Origin of the sequence: Bradyrhizobium sp. (genome assembly GCF_027451485.1) — a bacterium.
GTDB lineage: Bacteria > Pseudomonadota > Alphaproteobacteria > Rhizobiales > Xanthobacteraceae > Bradyrhizobium.
In genome coordinates, this window is sequence record NZ_DAIDJE010000175.1 from 1 (window position 1) to 21,583 (window position 21,583).

General features: G+C 62.3%; 17 protein-coding genes. 3 read left to right on the forward strand and 14 right to left on the reverse strand.

Translation table 11 applies throughout. The features are described 5' to 3' along the window. The 3 genes from NEZ08_RS21105 to NEZ08_RS21115 all read right to left on the reverse strand — a co-directional run. A partial coding sequence (locus tag NEZ08_RS21105; protein ID WP_298111304.1) for a TRAP transporter substrate-binding protein occupies positions 1–651 on the reverse strand: 651 nt, incomplete at its 3' end. A gap of 168 nt (positions 652–819) precedes the next feature. Further along, entirely contained in the window at positions 820–2,523 is a 1,704-nt protein-coding gene (locus NEZ08_RS21110; RefSeq protein ID WP_298111307.1) for an IlvD/Edd family dehydratase, read from the reverse strand. A 68-nt stretch (positions 2,524–2,591) separates the two neighbouring features. Further along, positions 2,592–3,410 (reverse strand): NAD(P)-dependent oxidoreductase, encoded by an 819-nt coding sequence (locus tag NEZ08_RS21115; protein WP_298111309.1) that lies wholly within the window; start codon positions 3,408–3,410, stop codon positions 2,592–2,594. A 131-nt stretch (positions 3,411–3,541) separates the two neighbouring features. Between NEZ08_RS21115 and NEZ08_RS21120 the strand changes: the two genes are divergently transcribed. Beyond that, on the forward strand, positions 3,542–4,507 hold the full coding sequence (locus NEZ08_RS21120) for an SMP-30/gluconolactonase/LRE family protein (protein WP_298111311.1): 966 nt from the start codon (positions 3,542–3,544) through the stop codon (positions 4,505–4,507). Between the two features lie 230 nt (positions 4,508–4,737). Here NEZ08_RS21120 and NEZ08_RS21125 read toward each other — a convergent pair whose 3' ends face one another. After that, positions 4,738–6,168: an aldehyde dehydrogenase family protein gene (locus NEZ08_RS21125; RefSeq protein WP_298111312.1), complete on the reverse strand. Its 1,431-nt coding sequence runs from the start codon at positions 6,166–6,168 to the stop codon at positions 4,738–4,740. Between the two features lie 285 nt (positions 6,169–6,453). Continuing rightward, positions 6,454–8,820 (reverse strand): transketolase, encoded by a 2,367-nt coding sequence (locus tag NEZ08_RS21130; protein WP_298111314.1) that lies wholly within the window; start codon positions 8,818–8,820, stop codon positions 6,454–6,456. A 149-nt stretch (positions 8,821–8,969) separates the two neighbouring features. On the opposite strand from NEZ08_RS21130, the gene NEZ08_RS21135 reads away from it, so the two are divergent. After that, positions 8,970–9,431, forward strand: coding sequence for an Lrp/AsnC family transcriptional regulator (locus NEZ08_RS21135; RefSeq protein WP_298111316.1), 462 nt, complete (start codon positions 8,970–8,972; stop codon positions 9,429–9,431). Positions 9,432–9,449: 18 nt separating this feature from the next. On the opposite strand, the gene NEZ08_RS21140 is transcribed toward NEZ08_RS21135, so the two are convergent. The 7 genes from NEZ08_RS21140 to NEZ08_RS21170 form a co-directional block, all read right to left on the reverse strand. Beyond that, positions 9,450–10,322 carry a DMT family transporter gene (locus NEZ08_RS21140; protein WP_298111436.1) on the reverse strand — a complete coding sequence of 291 codons (873 nt, stop codon included), beginning with the start codon at positions 10,320–10,322 and terminating at the stop codon, positions 9,450–9,452. A 259-nt stretch (positions 10,323–10,581) separates the two neighbouring features. Then, the gene (locus NEZ08_RS21145) at positions 10,582–11,421 is read right to left on the reverse strand and encodes an aldo/keto reductase (RefSeq protein WP_298111318.1); all 840 of its coding nucleotides are present in this window, start codon (positions 11,419–11,421) and stop codon (positions 10,582–10,584) included. Between the two features lie 55 nt (positions 11,422–11,476). Next, a complete protein-coding gene (locus tag NEZ08_RS21150) occupies positions 11,477–14,179 on the reverse strand; it encodes a nitrate reductase (RefSeq protein WP_298111321.1) in 2,703 nt (900 codons plus the stop codon). Positions 14,180–14,192: 13 nt separating this feature from the next. Continuing rightward, positions 14,193–15,410 (reverse strand): FAD-dependent oxidoreductase, encoded by a 1,218-nt coding sequence (locus NEZ08_RS21155; protein WP_298111324.1) that lies wholly within the window; start codon positions 15,408–15,410, stop codon positions 14,193–14,195. Between the two features lie 10 nt (positions 15,411–15,420). Then, on the reverse strand, positions 15,421–15,846 hold the full coding sequence (locus tag NEZ08_RS21160; protein WP_298111327.1) for a globin family protein: 426 nt from the start codon (positions 15,844–15,846) through the stop codon (positions 15,421–15,423). A 94-nt stretch (positions 15,847–15,940) separates the two neighbouring features. Beyond that, positions 15,941–17,323, reverse strand: coding sequence for an MFS transporter (locus NEZ08_RS21165; RefSeq protein WP_298111330.1), 1,383 nt, complete (start codon positions 17,321–17,323; stop codon positions 15,941–15,943). Between the two features lie 659 nt (positions 17,324–17,982). Beyond that, positions 17,983–18,894, reverse strand: a complete 912-nt coding sequence (locus NEZ08_RS21170) for an intradiol ring-cleavage dioxygenase (protein WP_298111333.1) — start codon at positions 18,892–18,894, stop codon at positions 17,983–17,985. Between the two features lie 129 nt (positions 18,895–19,023). On the opposite strand from NEZ08_RS21170, the gene NEZ08_RS21175 reads away from it, so the two are divergent. Continuing rightward, complete coding sequence (locus NEZ08_RS21175) at positions 19,024–20,301, forward strand: serine hydrolase (RefSeq protein WP_298111336.1); 1,278 nt, start codon at positions 19,024–19,026, stop codon at positions 20,299–20,301. A gap of 37 nt (positions 20,302–20,338) precedes the next feature. Here NEZ08_RS21175 and NEZ08_RS21180 read toward each other — a convergent pair whose 3' ends face one another. After that, the gene (locus NEZ08_RS21180; protein WP_298111339.1) at positions 20,339–21,073 is read right to left on the reverse strand and encodes a cytochrome c biogenesis CcdA family protein; all 735 of its coding nucleotides are present in this window, start codon (positions 21,071–21,073) and stop codon (positions 20,339–20,341) included. 75 nt (positions 21,074–21,148) lie between these two features. Next, complete coding sequence (locus tag NEZ08_RS21185) at positions 21,149–21,424, reverse strand: hypothetical protein (RefSeq protein ID WP_298111342.1); 276 nt, start codon at positions 21,422–21,424, stop codon at positions 21,149–21,151. Positions 21,425–21,583: the final 159 nt, after the last annotated feature.

The window sequence follows — 21,583 nt, forward strand, 5'->3', positions numbered from 1 at the left end:
GTTGATGCCGTTCTCGCCGACATCCACTACGCCGGTCTGGAGCGAAGTATAAACGCTGCCGAATGGCATGTGCACGATCTGCGCGCCATAGGCCGGGAACATGGTGTCCTCGGTTGGCGTCGCCTGCACGCGAACCTTAAGCCCCTTGATGTCCTCGACCTTGCGGATCTCAAGCTTGGAATACATGTGGCGCAGACCAAGCGTCGCTAGCGCGATGACGTGGGCGCCCTGCATGGTGTCGGCGATCATCGCCTTGACGGCCTTGGCGACTTCGGGATCCGCGATTGCCTTGATCAGATGAGCTTCGTTGCGGAACAGGAAGTGCATCGACATCACGCCGGCCTGCGGCGAAAGCGTCGCGGCGTTGGCGGAGGAGGAAATGCAGAACTCGATGTCACCGGCCTTCACGAGTTGGAGCACCTGCGGCTCCTGACCAAGCTGGGCGCCCGGATACTGATCGATCAGCATCGTGCCCTTGCTGAGCGTCTTGAGCTTTTCGGCAAAGATGTCGCCGAGGATTCCGTAGCCGGTGCTTTTCGGCTGATCATAGGCGAGGCGATAGTGCTTCACCTCCTGCGCGGAAACGCCTGCCGCGATGAACAGAAAGGCGGCAACGACCGCGCCGAGCGGCTTGCCCAATCTTGCCATCATCTCCCCTCCCCGATTGTTTTCCTGGATCATCCCATCGGCTTTGTCGGGATGTCAATCGAACTCAGGGTAAACAGGTGCTTCTGCATCCGCAGGAGATGCCTCCGCCTGTGTGACAGGGATATTTTTCTTTCCCGGGGTCAGGCGTTGCCCGTCTCATGGTCTTTTGCCTCAGCTCTTTCCCTGGGCGCGCATGAAATCGAAGTCGCATCCTTCGTCGGCCTGCAAGATGGTCTCATGGAACAGATGGGCGTAGCCGCGTTTGGCCCAATCCGCGCTCGGCGGCTTGAGCGCGGCGCGGCGCCTTTCAAGTTCGGCCGCATCGACCAGAAGATCGATGCGGCGCTTTTCGACGTCCAGGGCGATCATGTCGCCCGTTCTCACCAGCGCCAAGGGCCCACCGACGGCCGATTCCGGCGTAATGTGCAGCACGATGGTGCCGAACGCCGTGCCACTCATCCGCGCATCCGATATCCGCACCATATCCTTGACGCCGGCGCGCAGGAGTTTGGCTGGAATCGGAAGATAGCCCGCCTCGGGCATGCCGGGCGCGCCCTTGGGCCCGGCATTGCGCAGCACCAGCACGTCATCGGCAGAGACCTCCAGCGCGGGATCGTCCACGCGCTGCGTCATGTCTTCGACGGATTCGAACACGACCGCGCGGCCGGTGTGCTGCAACAGCTTTGGCGTTGCAGCGGACTGCTTGATGACGGCGCCGCGCGGCGCGAGGTTGCCGTGCAGCACGGCCATCGAGCCCACGTTCTTGATCGGGTTGTCGCGCGAACGAATGACATCCTGACCCGGCACCTCCTCCGCGCGCGCAACCACCTGGCGCAAAGCCTCGCCGGTGATCGTTTTAGCATCCAGATCGATCAGGTTGCCGAGTTGCGCCATCAATTTCGGCACGCCGCCGGCATGATGGAAATGTTCCATGTAATGCGCGCCGGAGGGCTTCAGGTCGATCAGGACCGGTACTTCGCGGCCGAGCTTGTCAAAGGCTTCGAGGTCAATGCGGTGCGGGCTGCGGTTGGCGATCGCAGTCAGGTGAATGAGGCCGTTGGTCGATCCGCCGATCGCTTGCAGTACGACCTGTGCGTTGCGGAAAGAAGATGCGGTCAGCAGTTCGCTCGGCTTCGGTCCCTTGGCCTTGGCCATTTCGGCGGCGACCTTGCCGCTCGCCTCCGCCAGCCGGAAACGCTCGGCGTGGGGCGCGGGGATGGTTGCGCTCATCGGCAGTGATAGCCCCAGCGCTTCGGTGACGCAGGCCATGGTGCTGGCAGTGCCCATCACCATGCAGGTACCGACCGACGGCGCGAGGCGGGCGTTGACCGCCTCGATCTCGGCGTCATCGATCTCGCCGGCGCGATGCTTGCCCCAGAGCCTCCGACAATCGGTACACGCGCCCAGCACTTCGCCGCGATGATGGCCGACCACCATCGGGCCGACCGGAATGACGACGGTCGGCAGGTCGGCCGAGACCGCTGCCATGATCTGCGCGGGCAGCGTCTTGTCGCAGCCGCCGATCACCACGACCGCATCCATCGGCTGGGCGCGGATCATCTCCTCGGTATCCATCGCCATCAGGTTGCGCAGATACATCGAGGTCGGGTGCGAAAAGCTTTCAGCGATCGAAATCGTCGGGAACACCATTGGCATCGCGCCGGACAGCATCACGCCGCGCTTCACCGCCTCGATGATCTGCGGCGCATTGCCGTGACAGGGATTGTAGTCGCTGTAGGTGTTGGTGATGCCGACGATCGGGCGGTTCAGCGCGTCGTCCGAATACCCCATCGCCTTGATGAACACCTTGCGCAAAAACAGCGAAAACCCGGGATCCCCATAACTCGCCAATCCCTTGCGCAATCCGTCAGCCATTTTCTTGTTTCCTTTGTTGCTTTCTTGATGTCATTTCGAGCTGTGCCGAGCACAAGGCCAGACAAGGGTCACTTCAGGTCGATGACGCGGCTCCTGTCACCATCGAACTCCATGCCGCAAAACGTGCCCCCCTGGTAGAAGTCTCCAACCGGATCGGGTTTCAGCTTGGCCTGCTCGGCAAAGGCATGTTCGCGATAATCTTCCGCCCGGCCAATCGGACGATAGCCCAGATCGTAGGCGCGGTGATTGTCCCACCACGAGCGTTCATTGTTGGAAGCGCCGTAAAAAATCTCGAAATGAATGTCGGGGTGTTCGAGCCCGATCCGGCAGAGTTGCACCAGGTCTTCCGGCTTGAGCCAGATCGAGAGCCTGCGATGATCGATCGGCTTGTCGCCAAAATTGCCGATGCGGATGCAGGTGACCCCGATACCGTGCTTGTCCGCATAGAGCGCGCCTATTGCCTCGCCGAACACCTTGCTGACGCCGTAGCGACTGTCCGGCCGCGGCGTCACGTCGGTGCCGATGCGGTGATAGCGTGGATAGAAGCCGACCGCGTGATTCGACGATGCAAACACGATGCGCTTGACGCCCTTCTTGTGCGCGGCTTCGAACAGGTTGTAGCAGCCGATGATGTTGGATTGCAGGATGGCGTCCCACGGGCCTTCGACGGAATAGCCGCCGAAATGTATGATGCCGTCGACGCCCTCGCAGATCGCTTCGACCTGCGCGAGATCGGCAAGGTCGGCGGCCGCGAACTTTTCGTCCTTGCCGAGATCGGCGGGCGCTTTCAGGTCGCTCAACAGCAGATCCGGGTAGATCGGCGGTAGCAGCTTGCGCAAGCTCGTGCCGATTCCCCCCGCCGCGCCGGTCATCAATATCCGTGGCATTTCATTCCTCGTTCTTGCATTCGTTGTTTGAGTATGGCGCGGGGCGCGCATCGCGGCAAGGTTGCCGCCGGAACTTGCCGATGCTAGCAGATGACCACGGCGAGGAAATCACACAGCAACGAGAACACTAAATGTCCGACAATCCCGCACGCTCCGGCTTTCAGCCGGCGACACAATACCCCGACCCCTGCATTCACGCGCTTGATCCGCGCTTCGAAAAATATTGGCTGAAACTGTCTGCAGTGGAACGGCTCGCGACCGGCCTGCGCTGGGCCGAGGGACCCGTATGGTTCGGTGACGGCCGTTATCTCTTATGCAGCGACATCCCCAATCAGCGCATCATCAAATGGGAAGAGGAAACCGGCGCGATCAGCGTCTATCGCAAGCCGTCGAATTTCGCCAACGGCAACACGCGTGACCGCCAGGGACGCCTCGTCACCTGCGAGCATGGCGGGCGGCGCGTGGTCCGGACCGAATATGACGGCTCTATTACGGTGCTGATCGATTCGTTCGACGGCAAGAAGCTGAACTCGCCGAACGACGTCGTCGTCAAATCCGACGGATCGGTCTGGTTCACCGACCCGACCTTTGGACTCCTGGGCAATTACGAGGGATATGTCGCAGAGTCGGAGATTGATGCCAACGTCTACCGGATCGACGGCAAAACCGGCAAAGCCACCATCGTTGCCGAAGGCGTTCTGGGGCCGAACGGACTTTGCTTCTCGCCGGACGAGAAGATCCTTTACATCGTCGAATCCCGTGGCGTACCGAACCGCAAGATCCTTGCCTACGACGTTTCGCCTTCCGGCGACAGGATCAGCAACAAGCGCGTGCTGATCGACGCCGGGCCCGGCACGCCCGACGGCATGCGCTGCGACATCGACGGCAATCTCTGGTGCGGCTGGGGCATGGGCAATGCCGAGCTCGACGGCGTGATGGTCTTTGCGCCCGACGGCAAACCGATCGGCCGCGTCGCGCTGCCTGAACGTTGCGCCAATGTCTGCTTCGGCGGCTTGAAGCGCAACCGCCTGTTCATGGCGGCGAGCCAGTCGATCTACGCGCTCTATGTGAACACCCAAGGCGCGTTTGGGGGGTGATCATTGAAATTGCAGCGAGACAGAGGCGCGTTGCGCGTTGCCCACCGTTCCACCGGGTAGCCCCGCTTCGCTTTGCCTGCCTGCACGCAAAAACAAAGCCGCCGGAGCGGAAGCCGCCCCGGCGTTTTTTCTCTGAAATGCTGGTCACTGCGAGAAATCGTAAGCGCCGAAGCAATCGAGCACTTCCTTCGTCTGGATTGCTTCGCTCCGCCCGCAACGACGATTCGTGATCACGCCGCGTTGAAACCGGCGATCGCCTTCGCTTCGAGATATTCCTCAAGGCCGAACTTGCCCCACTCACGGCCGTTGCCGGACTGCTTGTAGCCGCCGAATGGTGCGGTGCGCTCGTTCGGCACGCCTTGCAGATTGACGTTGCCGGCGCGGATGCGGCGGCCGACCCGTCGAGCGCTTTCCACGGTATCGCCAAAGACATAGCCGGCAAGACCATAGGGCGTGTCGTTGGCGATGCGGACCGCGTCTTCCTCATCCTTGGCGCCGAGGATGGTGAGCACCGGCCCGAAGATCTCTTCGCGCGCGATCGTCATGTCATTAGTGACATCGGCGAAGATGGTCGGACGGACATAGAAGCCCTTGTTGACGCCTTCCGGCAGACCGGGACCTCCGGCAACCAGCGTTGCGCCTTCCTCGATGCCCTTGTTGATCAAGGCCTGGATCTTGTCCCACTGCACCCGATTGACGACCGGGCCGATGGTGGTTCCCTCGGCGCGGGGGTCGCCGGCCTTGGTCTTCTCGGCCACGCCTTTGGCGATGGCCGCCACTTCCTTCATCTTCGACAACGGCACGATCATCCGGCTCGGCGCGTTGCACGACTGGCCGGAATTGTTGAACATGTGCATCACGCCGCCGGTGACCGCCTTCTTGAGATCGGCGCCTTCCAGGATGACGTTCGGCGACTTGCCGCCGAGTTCCTGGCTGACGCGCTTGACGGTGGGTGCGGCACGCTTCGCTACGTCGATGCCGGCGCGCGTCGAGCCGGTGAACGAGATCATGTCGATGTCCGGATGCTCGCTCATGGCGGCGCCGACCTCGGGCCCGAGGCCGTTGATCAGGTTGAACACGCCCTTGGGCACGCCGGCTTCATGGAGGATTTCAGCGAAGATCAGCGCGGAGGTCGGGGTGAATTCCGATGGCTTGAGGATCATGGTACAGCCGGCGGCGAGCGCGGGCGCGACCTTGCATGCGATCTGGTTCAGCGGCCAGTTCCAGGGCGTGATCATGCCGACCACGCCGACGGGCTCGCGTACCACCACCGCGCTGCCGACCGGTTCCTCGAAATGATAGTTCTTCAGCACTTCGAGCGTCGAAGCGAGATGTCCGAGGCCCGCGCCGGCTTGCAGCCGCTCGGCCATCGGCAACGGGGCGCCCATCTCGTCAGAGACCGCAGCGCCAATCTCCTTCATGCGGCCCTTGTAGATGCCGATGATCTTCTCCAGCAGCGCGATGCGCTCCTCCCGGCTGGTCTGCGAATAGGTTTCGAAGGCACGCCTGGCGGCGGCGACCGCCTTGTCGACGTCGGCCTTGGAGCCGAGGGCAACCTCATACATCGCCTCTTCGGTCGCCGGATTGACGACAGGCGTGGACTTCTTGACGACCGGATCGACCCAGGCGCCATCGATATAAAATTGCATGCGGTTGACCATGGAAACCTCTTGATTTCGCAGAGAGAAAGAACAGGCGTTCGGCAAGCATCCTTGCACGAACCCTGCCAAAATTGAACCCGCCATATGCAGGGCGCCGCGCGACGGCAGATGTCTGATATAAGGTCGGGGCGAAGCCCATCGCAAGACTCTATGACGCGGAGGCAAGCTTCGCGTCATTGTCATGCGGCGATGCGTCGGGGACACGAACTATCTCGCGGGGCGCTTCTGCCGGTAATCTGGATGCTGCGCGAGCGGCGGAAGGCTGCGCTGCTGGTCTAACACAGATCAAACGGCCAATTTGCGGTGACGTACCGGCGCGCCCGAGGTAAGGCTTTCTGCCGCATCAATAATGGCGTTCGCATCGATGCCGTAATGGCGATAGAGGTCGCTGATCGTGCCGGTCTGGCCGAACTGCTCGACGCCGAGCGCCTCCACGCGATGACCGCGCACGCCGCCGAGCCAGCCGAGCGCCGATGGATGCCCGTCGATCACGGTCACAAGCCCGCAATCACGCGGCAACGGTGACAGCAGCTTTTCAATATGGGAGAGATGCGACGTGCCGCGGCGATCCCGGCGCAGGCGGCGCGCGGCCGTCCATCCCGCATGCAGCCGATCGGCCGAGGTGATGGCGAGCAGGCCGATATCGCGGCGGTTTTCGCCGAGAAGCCCGACCGCCTCGATCGCTTCCGGCGCGACCGCGCCGGTATAGGCGACGACGACTTCCGCATTCGGTCCCGGCTTGCGCAGCCAGTAAGCGCCTTCGGTGATCCCGGCCTCGAGCTCCGGCGACATGATCCGCTGCGGCTGGTCTATGCTGCGGGTTGTGAGGCGCAAGTACACCGAACCGCCCTCGCCGCCTTCGCGCTGCATGTGCCGGAAACCCCACCCCATGATGACGGCGAGTTCGTCGACAAAGGCCGGCTCAAAAGACGCCAGACCGTCCTGCGCCATCCCGATCAGGGGCGTCGCGATCGACTGATGCGCACCGCCTTCCGGCGCCAGCGTGATGCCCGAGGGCGTCGCCGCAACCATGAAACGCGCGTCCTGGTAGCAGGCATAGTTGAGTGCATCGAGGCCGCGCTCGATGAAGGGGTCATAGAGCGTTACGACCGGGAGCAGCCGTTCGCCGTGGATCGAATGCGACAGCCCGAGGGCCGATGCGAGAATAAAGAGATTCATCTCGGCGATGCCGAGCTCGATGTGCTGCCCCTTGGGCGAAGCGTCCCAATTGAAGGTCGACGGGATCTTTTCGCTGCGGAACAGGTCGGCTTTCTCGGCGCGCGCGAACAGACCGCGCCGGTTGACCCAGGCACCGAGATTGGTCGACACCGTAACGTCCGGAGAGGCCGTGACGATGCGCTCGGCGAGCGCGCTGTCGCCACGCGCGAGTTCGTTCAACAACAGCCCAAATCCCTGCTGGGTGGACATATGCGCTGAGGGCGAAAATGTAAGCCGCTCCGCAACATCGATCACCGGCGCACTGAGCCGGCGCCGGCCCTCGCCGTTGAACGGAACGGACGATAGAAACGCCTCGAGTTCGGATGGCGTTTGCGGCAGGCCCTCGAACCTGTCCCACTCATGACCGGGGCGGATATTCTGCGCGGTGCGCCACTTCTCCATCTGCGCCACCGTCATCAGGCCGGCGTGGTTGTCCTTGTGGCCCTGGAACGGAAGGCCAACGCCCTTGATGGTGTAGGCGATGAAGCAGACGGGCCGATCGTGATCTATCGATTCGAACGCTTCCAGCATGCTGGCCATGTCGTGGCCGCCGAGATTGGACATCAGTGCGAGCAACTCCTCGTCACTGCGTTTGTCGATCAGTTGCGTCACCGCGCCCTGATCGCCAATCTCGTCACGCAAATGCTTGCGGAACGCCGCCCCGCCCTGGAAGCACAGCGCCGAATAAAGCTGGTTCGGACATTGATCGATCCATTTGCGCAACGCCTCGCCGCCGGGCTCGGCGAACGCCTCGCGCATCAGGCTGCCGTATTTCACGATCACCACGTCCCAGCCGAAGTTACGGAACATGGATTCGAATTTTTCCCACAACCCTTCGCGCACCACGGCGTCCAGACTCTGGCGGTTGTAGTCGACCACCCACCAGGTGTTGCGCAGGCCGTGTTTCCATCCCTCCAACAGCGCCTCGAAGATGTTGCCCTCGTCCATCTCGGCGTCGCCGACCAATGCGATCATCCGTCCTTCGGGGCGATCCTTGGCCCAGCCATGCGCCTTGACGTAATCCTGCACCAGCGATGCGAACAACGTCTGCGCGACGCCAAGGCCAACCGAGCCGGTCGAAAAGTCGACATCGTCAACGTCCTTGGTGCGCGACGGATAGGACTGCGCGCCCTTGAAGCCGCGGAAGTTTTCCAGCTTCTCGCGGCTCTGGTGTCCGAACAGGTACTGGATCGCGTGAAACACCGGGCTCGCATGCGGCTTGACCGCGACGCGGTCCTGCGGCCGCAGCACCGAGAAATACAGCGCCGACATGATGGTAGCGAGTGAAGCCGAGGACGCCTGATGGCCGCCGACCTTCAAGCCATCGACATTGGGCCTGACGTGGTTGGCGTGGTGGATGGTCCACGACGACAGCCACAGGACTTTGCGCGTCAGCGCGTTCAAGATGTCAAGGCGTGCGGGTTCAGTCGGCATGGCGAGCTCCCAGCCTCAGGGCCTTTTGGCTGTTGATTACCGCAATGTTACCGCGAGCGCGCCTGGCAAAAATCTCAAATCTTGGCGACGTGAGCCGATGTTTTGGGATATTTTACCAATCCATCCCCTTCTATAAATGGTTCATCCCAATGTCTACGCTTGACGCCATCGACCGCAAGATTCTCGGCCTTCTGCAATCCGATGGCCGCATCACCATGGCCGAACTCGCAGAGAAGGTCGGGCTTTCGGTTTCGCCCTGCCACCGCCGCGTGAAGCTGCTGGAGGAGCGCGGCGTCATCACGCGCTATATCGCCTCCGTCGACCAGAAGTCAGTAGGCCTGCATGTCAGCGTCTTCATTTCGATCAAGCTCGCACGGCAGAAGGAAGAAGACCTCAACCGGTTCGCGCGGGCGATCTCGAAATGGGACGAGGTGCTGGAGTGCTATCTGATGACCGGCAACCGCGACTATCTGCTGCGGGTCGTCGCCGCCGATCTCTCGTCCTATGAGGCGTTCCTGAAGAACAAGCTGACACGGCTCGACGGCATCGCCTCGATCGAATCGAGTTTTGCGCTGAGCCAGGTGAAATACTCGGTCGCGCTGCCGGTGTGATGGCAGCCGTCGTCGAGATCAGGGGTTCGGCGACCGCGCCGCCGCAAGCGCGGCAAGCTGGGAATGCCTGACTCGTTCGCGGTATGCCGTATAGACACCGCTGGACACGATGACGGCGGCGCCCGTGATGGTCCAGGCGTCGGGAACTTCACCGAAGATCACAAAGCCGAGCAGCGTGACCCAGAGCAGCTGGACGTAGGAAAACGGCGCCAGCACGGAAGCATCGGCGTAGCGAAACGCCAGCACCACGATCCACTGCCCGGCGGTCGATGCCACGCCGACGATGGTTCCGAACAGAATGTCGTGCCAGGTCGGTGTCACCCAGACCGTCGGAACCATTACGCAGAGGATGGCAAAGCCGACGATGGACGAATAGGTCATCGTAACCATCGCGCGTTCCTGTCCGCTCATCATGCGCGTCATGATCAGGCAGGAAGCCCAGGCGAATGCGGAGGCCACGGGAAAGAACGCGGCGGCATGAAACGCGCTGGTTCCCGGGCGCAGCACGATCAGCACGCCCACCAGCCCTCCCGCCGTGGCCAGCCAGCGACGCAGGCCGACATTCTCGCCAAGGAAAGCGATCGACAGCGCGGTCACGAACAGGGGGGAGACGAAACTGGTGGCGGACGCTTCCGCGATCGGGAGAAACCGCAACCCGGAAATAAACAGCAGCGACGAGGCGAGCAGTGCTATCGCACGTACGACCTGCAGCATTGGACGCCGGGTTCGCAGCGCAAAGAGCGGCGAGACTGGCATCATCGCGGGAAGCATGATCAGCGCGAAGATCAGAAACCTGATCCAGGCGATCTCGACGGCTGGCAGGGTCTTCGAAAGATATTTCGACGTTGCGTCCGATGTGCCGAGAAAGATGGTCGAGGCAACGAGCAGCATAATCCCGCGCAGCGGCCGGTCATGCCGCGACGGAACCGAGGGAACCGGCTCGTTCTCCGGCCGGCGCCGCTCACGCTCAGGCGATGTCGCGCGGTCCAGCCTTGCAGCAGTTGCGGAAGGTGTCACGTTTTGAACTCGAGGCCGAACCAGGCGAATCGGGCGAACCCACCAAAGAGCCCGATCACGCCGCGGCGACAAGGCCCGAAAACAGGAAGCGGATATGCGGCGTGCGTCGGGGCGGCGCTTCCACTGCGGGCCCTTAGAGCATGGGCAGGCTCCGCGGCCTCGGTCCGCGCGGGAATGCGCTTTCGAGCGCCGAAATGTCTTCCTTGCTGAGCAGGAGATCGCCAGCCGCCGCATTCTCTGCGGCGTGTTCCAAACTCGATGCTTTCGGGATTGGAAACACGTTCGCCTCGCGCCCCAGAAAGGCCAGCGCTATCTGGCGCGCGGAGGCGCCATGGCGCTTGGCGATCGTCTGCAACGCCGCGCCGCCTTTGCTGCGCTGATCCGGAAACTCGTTATGGCCGAACGGCGAATAGGCGACCACCGCAACGCCGTGCTTCTCACACCAAGGGACCACCGCATGCTCGATCGCGCGTTCCTGCAAGTGATAGAGCACCTGGTTGCAGGCAATCTTGCCTTCGCCTGCAACTTCGAGAAGCTCGTCAAGATCCTCGGCATCGAAATTGGAGACACCCCAGGAGCGGATCTTTCCAGCCTGGACCAACTGCTCGAACGCATCGACGGTTTCCGACAACGGAAAGCTGCCGCGCCAGTGCAACAGATAGCAGTCGAGCCGGTCGGTCTTGAGCCGCGCCAGTGAACGTTCGCACGCCGCAATCGTGCCGCGGCGCGAGGCGTTGCTGGGCAGCACTTTGGAGACCAGATAGGTTTCGTCCCGCCGCCCGGCGATCGCCTCCGCAACGACGATCTCCGCATCGCCATACATTTCCGCGGTATCGATATGGGTCATGCCGAGATCGAGGCCGCGGCGGAGCGCGGCGACCGCCGCCTTACGATCGCCGCGATCGATGTACCAGGTGCCCTGCCCGATGACTGATACGTCGTGACCGGTCGAGCCGAACTTCTTGTGCCTCATGAAAGCCTCTATGGTGCGGGGAACGCAGCATAGAGGAGAGAGCTTCCGGGGTCGATCAACTTGCTTCGGCAAGCTTCCCGTGCTTGTGGCCGATTCCCGATTGCGCAATCAGGCGCTTCAATTCGGGAATGCACGAGCCGCAATTGGTGCCGGCCTTGAGCCGCGCGCCGATTTCGGCCGCCGAGCCCGCGCCGGCCGCGATTGTCTCGCTGATCGTGGTGCGCCCCACACCAAAACAGGCACAGACGATCGGCCCCGTGCTTGCAAGGCCCTGCACCGGCTTGCCGGACAGCAGCAATCGCCTTTGCTCGTCAGTCAAGGCGGCGACCGCAAAGAGCTCTTTCGCGACTTCCCAGTCGCCGGCGTCACGCGCCGGCCCGAGAAATAGACAGGTCTCAATCGCGCCATCCGCGAAGGAGGCCGCACGATAGACGCCATCGCCGAAATCGCTGTATTCGGCAAGTTCGTCGCCCGCGACGGAACGCAGCCACGACGACCAGTCTTTCAGGTCAGCATTATCGGCAATGAGATAACCCAGTCCGCCACCGATCGCGGCGCGCGCCCACCAGGCGTGGTCGGGCAGGCTGAGTGGCTTGCGTGACAACGCGAAGCCGCGGAATACGTAGTTATAAGGCGCGATCGAAGCCGGCGTCGCCTTGGCTTCCGGCTGGCCGGAGAACGGATCGGTCAATGGCGCAACCAGCGCGCCAACCCGCGCCGCCGACGCATTGGCTTGGCTCCAGTGGATCGGTGCGAATAGCATACCGCGCTGTTGCTTCGCGGTGACCACGACCTTGAGCGTGCATTGGCCGTGATCTGTGGTGATCCGGGCAAAGGACCCGTCCGCCAGACCATATCGAGCGGCATCGTCCGGATGGACCTCGACAAAGGGTTCCGGCAGGTGCGAACCCAACCGCGCGCTCGTGCCGGTGCGCGTCATCGTATGCCATTGATCGCGGATACGCCCGGTGTTGAGGCGGAGCGGACGCCCTTCATGGATCTCGGTCCGCAGCATCGGCGGTTCAGGCGCGACGAAGCGAGCCTTGCGGTCGCCTGTGAAGAATTCGCCGCCGGCAAAGAATCGCTGCTGACCGGTCTCGCCGGCGCGCTGCGGCCACAACATTGGCGTCAACGCGCCAAAGGCCTCGTCGCTGACATCACTCAAAGCCCCGATATCGAAATCGCGGCTGCCATTGTTTTCGAAGGCCGAGAGTGCGGCATGTTCGCGGAAAATCGCCGCCGCCGAACCATAATCGAATGCCGCGCCGAAACCGAGGCGCTTGGCGATCTCACTGACGATCCACCAGTCCGGACGCGCCTCGCCGGGCACCGGGAGGAACGCGCGCTGACGCGAGATGCGCCGCTCGGAATTGGTGACGGTGCCGGACTTCTCGCCCCAGGCAAGCGCCGGGAAAAGCACATGCGGACCGGCGGCGACGGTGTCGTTCGAGAGAACATTTTCGGAGATCACCAACAGTTCGAGCTTCCTCAATGCGCGACGCGCGGCATCCGCCTCCGGCAACGACACCGCGGGGTTGGTGCCCATCACCCAAAGCGCCTTGATCTCACCGCGGCCGATCGCCTCGAACATCTGGACTGCCTTCAGCCCTTCATGGGTGGCGATCCGCGGTGCTTGCCAAAAGCGGCGCACGCGATCGATCTCCGGCGGCGTGAAGTTCATGTGCGCGGCGAGTTGATTGGCGAGCCCGCCGACCTCGCGCCCGCCCATCGCATTCGGCTGGCCGGTGAGCGAAAACGGCGAAGCGCCGATCTTGCCGATCCGACCGGTGGCGAGGTGGCAGTTCAGGATGGCATTGACTTTGTCGGTGCCCTGCGCTGACTGGTTGACGCCTTGCGAATAAAGCGTGACGACGCGCGGCGTCGCGGCAAACAGCCGAAAGAACGCTGCGACTTCCTGCTCGGAGAGGCCGGTTGCCAGCGCGGTTGCCGTCACGCCGCCCGCCAGGCCGCGGGCGTGCGCAAGCGCTTCGTCGAATCCCGAGGTGTGGTGCTCGATGTAATCGCAATCGAGCACATTGTTTTCGGCGAGATGCACCAACAATCCGGCAAACAGCGCGGCGTCGGTACCGGGCTTCACGCCCAGAAACAGGTCGGCGGCTTCCGCCGTATCGGTCTTGCGCGGATCGATGACGACAATCTGCGCGCCGCGCTGCTGCTTGTTTGCCATCATGCGCTGGAACAGGATCGGATGACACCAGGCGGCATTGGATCCGACCAGCACCAAAAGATCCGCCTCGTCGAGGTCCTCGTAGGTTCCAGGCACCGTGTCGGCGCCGAATGCGCGGCGGTGCCCGGCCACGGAAGAGGCCATGCATAGCCGCGAATTGGTATCGACGTTGGGGCTGCCGATGAATCCCTTCATCAGCTTGTTGGCGACATAATAGTCCTCGGTCAGCAGCTGCCCCGACAGATAGAACGCCACCGCACCGGGACCATCGCGCGCGACAATATGAGCAAGGCGGTGCGCAACATTGTCGAGCGCGTCGGTCCAGGCGATCCGCTCCATCGCACCGTTGCTGCAACGGATCATCGGATAGAGCAGACGATTTTCAAGGCCGAGCGTCTCGCCCAGCGCCGAGCCCTTCGAGCACAGACGGCCGAAATTGGCCGGGTGCGCGGGATCGCCGGAAATCGCGGCGGCGCCGCTTCCGTCCGGCGTGGCCAGCACGCCGCAGCCGACGCCGCAATAGGGACAGGTGGTGGAAATTGCCCGCAGCGCGGGATCGACCGAGGTCATGGCACTTGTTCGATCATGCGGCAGCAGCCAAGCTTGCCGCGGCACGGCCGAACATCATGTCTCTACGGACGCCTGCAATATTTTCGCGATTACGGATCAGTTCGAGGTACCAGCGTCCATCAGCCGTATCGCCGACCAGCACTGCGCCGGCGAGCCGGCCGTTCTCGATCACGAGTTTCTTGTAGGTACCGCGCCTGACATCGCTGAACACGATCGCTTCGCTCCGGTCCGTCGCTAAAAACTCGCCTGCGGAAAACACGTTGACGCCGGATACCTTGAGATTGGTGGCCACCACGCTGCCCTGATAGGCGGCGCTGCGTCCGGCCAGATGCTGCGCCAGCGCCTTCGCCTGCTCGTAGGCCGGCTCGACCAGGCCATAACAGATGCCGCGGTGTTCGGCGCATTCGCCGAGCGCAAAGATGTCATCGGTGCCGGTCTGAAGCCGGTCGTCGACGACGATGCCGCGATTGACCGCAATGCCCGCCTCTTTCGCCAGCGCGACATTCGGACGGATGCCGGCGGCGAAGATTACCGCATCGGCATCGATCTGGCGCCCATCGGCAAGTTCGACGGCTTCTGCGCGGCTCTGCCCGAGGATGCGGGCCGTGTTCGCGTTGAGTAGAACGTCGATGCCTTTTTTCTCGACCAGCGACTTAAGAAGCGCTGCCGCCGGCGCATCGAGCTGGCGCTCCATCAGCCGATCCATCAGGTGAAGCAGCGTGACCGGAGCGCCCGCCTTGGCAACGCCGTACGCCGCTTCGAGGCCGAGCAGGCCGCCGCCGATGACGACCACACGCTTTTTCGCCGCCGCCAGCGCCAGCAACAGGTCGACGTCGCGGCTGTCGCGGAACGAGCTCACGCCGGAAAGCCCGGCGCCGGGCACGTCGAGGCGGAGCGGCGAGGATCCCGTTGCGAGCACCAGTTTTGAAAAGCCGACGCTCTCCTCGCCTGCGATCTTGAGCTCGCGGCGGCCGACGTCGATTTCACTGACGGCACAGCCATATTTCAACGTCACGCCGCGATCCCGCCACCAGCTCGCGGGCCTCAGCTCGATTTCGTGGGAAGCCGTTTCGCCCGCGAGCACCGAGGAGAGCAGAACACGGTTATAGGCAAGCCTCGGCTCGTCGCCGATGACGGCTATCGCATAGCGTCCGAGCGCGACCCTGGCGAGTTCGTCGACCAGGCGGGCCGCGGCCATCCCGTTGCCGACGATGACGAGAGATTCGCTCACCTTCTTGCTCCTATTCGGCCGCCAGAGGCGTGCCATAGGCTTCGGAGGTCATGAAACCGGACAGCGTGCCGTAGGCCGTGGTCCACGCCGCCGCCACTTCAGATGTCCACTCCTCGCCAAGTCCCTTTTCCAGTGCCCACAGCAAGGCGGCACCTACCACGGGATAGTGCTCCGGCTTTGCGCCATAGCCGACGTGGCGTTTTGCCAGCGCGCTCGTCACCGGCAGAATCGAGGAGAGATCGCTCAGACCGTTGACCACGACCGCGAGCGTCGCCATCAACTTCTTCCTTTGTTCGGTCATGTCGGCGGGAAACATCGCCTTGACCTGCGGCGCGACCTCGAACAGGCGGTCGTAAAAGATGGCCGCCGCTTGATCGGAGATCGGCGCTACTTTCGAGAAGCTCTGCTGCACCAGTTTGACTTGATCGGGTGTCATATCTTTCTCCTGCCTGTTGCTTCTGCCGTCATCACGTTCGGTCTGCGGGCCGAGACCGATCTTGAAAGCCGCGCTTGCCCGACGGCGTCATGCTTCAGACGCGCGCTTGAGCAAGGCTCGTTGCACCCGCTTCCGCAGGAGTGCGGCGCAGATAGAACCACCACGTCATGGCGAGGCATATCGCGTAGAACCCGAGATAGATGACGAGCGCGAACTGCGGACCGCCGGTCATGGCGATCGACTTGCCGAAGCCGCTCGGGATAAAGTAGCCGCCGCAGGCGCCGATCGCGCCGATAAAGCCGAGCGCCGCCCCGCTTTCAATGCTCGCGGTCTTGATCGCCAGCGCGCGGCCGGCCTCGCCCTTGCCTTGTGATTTGCGAAGGTTCTCCTCGCGGAAGATCGACGGGATCATCCGGTAGGTCGATCCGTTGCCGATGCCGGTGGTGACGAACAGGATCAGGAACATCACGAGGAAGCCGGCGAACTCCTTGTTGCCGACGAAATAGATGACACCGATGGTGGCGGCGGCCATCGCGATGAAATTCCAGAACGTGATGATCGCGCCGCCGATCTTGTCGGCGAGCAGACCACCGAGCGGACGCGCGAGCGAACCGACCAACGGCCCGAGGAACGCAATGCCGATGGTGATCGCCGGAAACTGGGTCTTGATCAGCAGCGGAAACGCCGCCGAGTAGCCGATGAAGGATCCGAACGTTCCGACATAGATGAAGGACATGATCCAGGTGTGCTTGCGCCCGACGATGGCGACCTGGTCCTTGAACGATGACTTCGCCGAGGTCAGGTTGTTCATGAAATAAACGGCGCCGAACAGGGCGACGATCAGCGGCAGGACCCACATCAAGCCGGCATTCTGAAGATAGACACCCGATACCGGCGTCGCCTGATAGAGATTGATAAGACCGGCTTCCATCAGGATCGGCGTTATCAATTGAACGCTGGAAACGCCGATATTGCCGCCCGCCGCGTTCAGGCCCAGCGCCCAGCCCTTCATGCGGTCGGGATAGAAGAAGGAGATGTTGGCCATGCTGGAGGCGAAATTGCCGCCGCCAAGGCCGGCAGTCGATGCCACCAGCAGCATCAGCCAGAACGGCGTCTCGGGATGGCTGACGAAATAAGCGAGCCCGAAGGTCGGGATAAAGAGCACGGAGGCGGAGAAGATCGTCCAGTTGCGGCCGCCGAACGTCGTCACCGCAAAGGTATAGGGAAAGCGCATCAGCGAGCCAATCAGGCCCGGAATGGCGACGAGCTGAAACAACTGATCGGTCGTATAGTGAAAGCCCGCTGCGGGAAGCTTGGTCGCAACGATGCTCCAGATCAGCCACACCGAAAATCCAATGTGCTCGGCCACGATCGACCAGATCAGGTTGCGGCGCGCGACCGCCTTGCCTTTGGTTTCCCAGAAACTGGGATCTTCGGGTTTCCAGTCTGAAATCCAGGTCGGGTCTTTCGTGCTCATGGAGCTTCCTTTTGCGTGAAGGGGGCCTGGCGGGTCGCCATCCGAAGGCAGCGCAGCACGTTCCAGGCAAAGCCCGGTTGAACGCCCACTGGTCGGATGAATGGCTTTTCGGCGACGGCATCGATGGCGTCGGAAAGACGTTATTCAAACCTCGTGCCAAGCCGCCGCATCGAGAAAAACGTCATCGTTTTAGACAGTTGCCAGGCTGGCCGACGATTTTTTCCGGCCGCCGAGCCGCATCCAAAATTTGCACCCGCACATTTGTTGTGCGCAGCACAAACACTGGGCAGATGCGCTTAAAGCAGATGCGCCTAAATAAAGAGTGGGAGCCGAAGCGGAAGTCATCCGCTGATCGCAGCGTCAGCAGGCCCGTGCGCAGTCTCTACACATGCTAATTGCGACTCGACGCGGGAGTTCGAGGCGGGTCCCTGTCCTTCCAAAACCGCGGCGTCAGATCGCTTCGCCGCTCAATCGCCAATCAACGACGACTGAGACTCGCTGGCCGAAAAGCGATCGTCGGGCCGCTGCGCCGGTCCGACGCTCATCAGTATCTCATGATCGAGTGCGGACTGGGCCACGCTACGATGAAAGCGCGCTCACCTACTACGGCCGAAGACGAACTGGGCGTCTCCCCGCAAACAGAGAGATGAACAAGCTCCTCAAGCATCTTCGGTCACCGCCGCCAGCGGCTTCGGCGCAACGCCCTGACCCGGCTTGAGGCGGAATTCGTAGGTCATGAGATGCCAGGGTGACGGCGCTGGTTTGCCGTCCGGCATGGTCGGGTCGGTGCGCTTTTCGACCTTGGCGATCAATTCGTTCTTGACGCCGAACACGACATCGCTGTCGATGTATTTGTCGCCTTCGACAAAGACATGCGTGACCAGCGGTTCATGGCCGGGCGCATTGACCAGGAAGTGCACGTGCGCCGGCCGCATCGGATGACGGTGCAGCGCCAGGATCATCTGTCCGACCGGACCATCAGTCGGGATCGGGTAACTGCAAGGCAAGATGGTGCGGAAAAAGAACCGACCGTCGGCGTCGGTGACAAAGCGCCCGCGTGAGGATGGGCCCGCAGTCTCATAATCCGCCTTCTGTGAATCGTACCAGCCGTCATCGTCTGCATGCCAGATGTCGACTGGAACGTTCGCCAGCGGTTTGCCGTTCAGGTCAGTAACCCGGCCCTGCACGAACATCTTCTCGCCTTCCAGATTGGGCGAAACGTCGGTGCCATGCGGCATCACCTTGTGCTCGCCGACATAGAACGGCCCGAGCACGGTGGTCTCGGTCGCGCCTTCGCGCTCGCGATGATTGACGGCGTCCACCAGCATCGAGACGCCGAGCACGTCGGAAAGAAGGATGAACTCCTGCCGGCTCGGCGTGCATTTCTGGCCGACACGGGTGAGGAAATCGATCGCATATTCCCATTCGGCGAAAGTGAGATCGGTTTTGCGAACGAATTCGTGCAACGATTTCGTCAATTCCTCCATCAGGAATTTCACCCGCGGATTCTGCACTTCCTCGAAGCTCTTGACGACGGCGGCGGTGAGTTCGGTCTCGTTGAATTGGGGCATTCTTGCTTTGTCCTTGGGGTTATGCCTGTTTGCGAAAAAGACTACACCACCTGACGGATCAAGGTAAGCAGGACGGGATTGGAATGCCGGTCCGATTTCGGCTATTACCTTTGCAGGAGATGAAATCCGATGGCAGCCTCGCTTGCTCTCACCTCGCCCGAAGTCGCCGGCATGTCGAAGGGCGTCTTCGACCGGATCGAGAACCATCTACGCGAGCGGTATATCGAGGCCGGCCGATTTCCCGGAACCCAGCTTCTGGTCTATCGGCGCGGCCACCTCGTCCACAATTCGTCGCTGGGCTTCGCCGACCTCGAGCGCAAGGTGCCGGTGAAGGACGACACGATCTATCGCATCTATTCCATGACCAAGCCGATCACGAGCATCGCCTTCATGATGCTCGTCGAGGAAGGCCGCGTCGCGCTCGATGAGCCCGTTCACAAATATATCCCGGAATGGAAGAACCTCGGCGTGTTCCAGGCCGGCGTGTGGCCGGCCTTCCTCACTCGCCAGCCCTCGCGCCCGATGCAGATCGTCGACCTGCTGCGGCACACGTCGGGGCTGACCTACGGCTTCCAGCAGCGCGGCAATGTTGACGCGGCCTATCGCGAGCTGAAAATCGGCGAGGTCGAGAAAGCAGGCACGCTGCAATCCATGATCGCCGACCTTGGCAAGATCCCGCTGGAATTTTCGCCGGGCGAGGCCTGGAATTATTCGGTCTCGACCGACGTGATTGGCTACCTGATCGGACTGATCAGCGGCAAGCCGTTCGAGGAGTTCCTCCAGGAGCGCATCTTCGATCCGCTCGAAATGAACGACACCGGCTTCTTCGTCGCGCCGGAAAAGGCCGACCGCCTGGCGGCCTGTTACTCGGCCAGTCCGCAGGGCGCGATGACTTTTCATGCCGCCGACCGCAAGGGCGGCCTCACCCTTCAGGACGATCCTGTGACCTCCTCCTTCCTGGCGCCGCCTTCTTTCATCTCCGGCGGCGGCGGCTTGTGCTCGACTTCGGCCGATTATCTGACCTTCTGCCGCGCGCTGCTCAATGGCGGCGAGCTCGATGGTATCCGGCTGATCGGGCCGAAGACGCTCGACCTGATGACCTCAAATCATCTACCCGGCGGCAAGACGCTGCCCGAACTCTCGCGATCGCTGTTTTCGGAGGCGGCCTATCACGGCATCGGCTTCGGCCTGGGCTTTTCCGTGACCCTCGATCCGGCGCAGACACTGATTGCCGGCAGCCGCGGCGAATATGCCTGGGGCGGCGCCGCAACGACATCGTTCTGGATCGATCCGGCGGAAGAACTGATCGCCATCTTCATGACCCAGGTGCTGCCATCGACCGCAACGCCGATTCGGCGCGAGCTGCGCACCATGATCTATTCGGCGATCGCCGACAGCAATATCTAGCGGATTTTCCGTTTGGGCGATCAGCCCTCAGGCTCGATCAGCCGATGCTTTGCAGGCTGGGGAAGGTTTCGAGCAGCCAGACGCTGACCGCCGAGACGCCGCCGGTGAGAAAGGCGATGCCGGTCAGAACCAGCAGCACGCCCATCGCCTGTTCGACGCGCACGAGATGCCGTTTCATCCGCGTAAACAGCGAAGAGAATTGCTCGACCATGAATGCTGCGATCAGGAACGGAATGCCAAGCCCGGCCGAATAGACCGCGAGCAGGCCCGCACCCTTCGCAACCGTGGTCTCCGAGGCCGCAATCGAGAGGATGGCCGCCAGGATTGGCCCGATGCAGGGCGTCCAGCCAAACGCAAAGGCGAGGCCCATCAGATAAGCACCCCAGAGCCCGACCGGCTTGGGGATGGGGAGGCGTCCTTCCCGCATCAACAGATCAATCCGCGTCAGCCCGAGGAAGTGCAGGCCCATCACCATGATGACGATGCCGGCAACGACCGACAGTTCGGCCGACCAGGCATGAATGACACTCCCAACCAGCGAGGCGCTGGCGCCGAGTGCAACGAACACGGTTGAAAAACCGAGCACGAACAGAACTGCCGAAAGCATCACCGCCCGACGGGACGCCGATTCGGCTTCATTGTTTTCTACGTGCTCGATGGTCGCCCCGGTCAGGTAGACCAGATAGGGCGGCACCAGCGGCAGCACGCAAGGCGACAAGAAGCTGATGAGGCCGGCGATCAGCGCGGCGGGGATGGAGACGTCATGGATCATGATGTGCGTTCATTAGCGGATATGCGAAAATCCGCAAAATCACGTCCCCGCGGCCTTGCCTCCGGGACGGCGGCCTTATTTGACCAATTTCAGGGACACCGGCGGACGCGGGCGCGCGCCCTGTTGCTCTTTCGGCGCGGCGGACGTCGAGGCGCTCTCCATCTCCCGCAGCATCGCGTCGCACAAGGCCTTCAAGTCCGAGTCCTCGATCCCGTGGAGTTTGATTCGCAGTTCCAGGATCGCGACCGAGAGCAGTCGTGCCGTGTCGCGATCACCGTTCATGATCAGGGACGCCTGGCATTCCTCGAGTGTTGCCAGCACGGCCCGGAGATTTTCTTCAAATTGAGCCACAGCGTGTTTCCGTTACCGAGCCTGCGAAAATTCCCGCGTGATCGGGGCATGTGCTGAACCAACACCGCTCTGCCCTACAAAAGTTCGACAGTATCAGGACAGAGAAGATAGTTTTCGTCCTTACACAGATTTGTGACATCCCCGCCCCCCGCTACGACC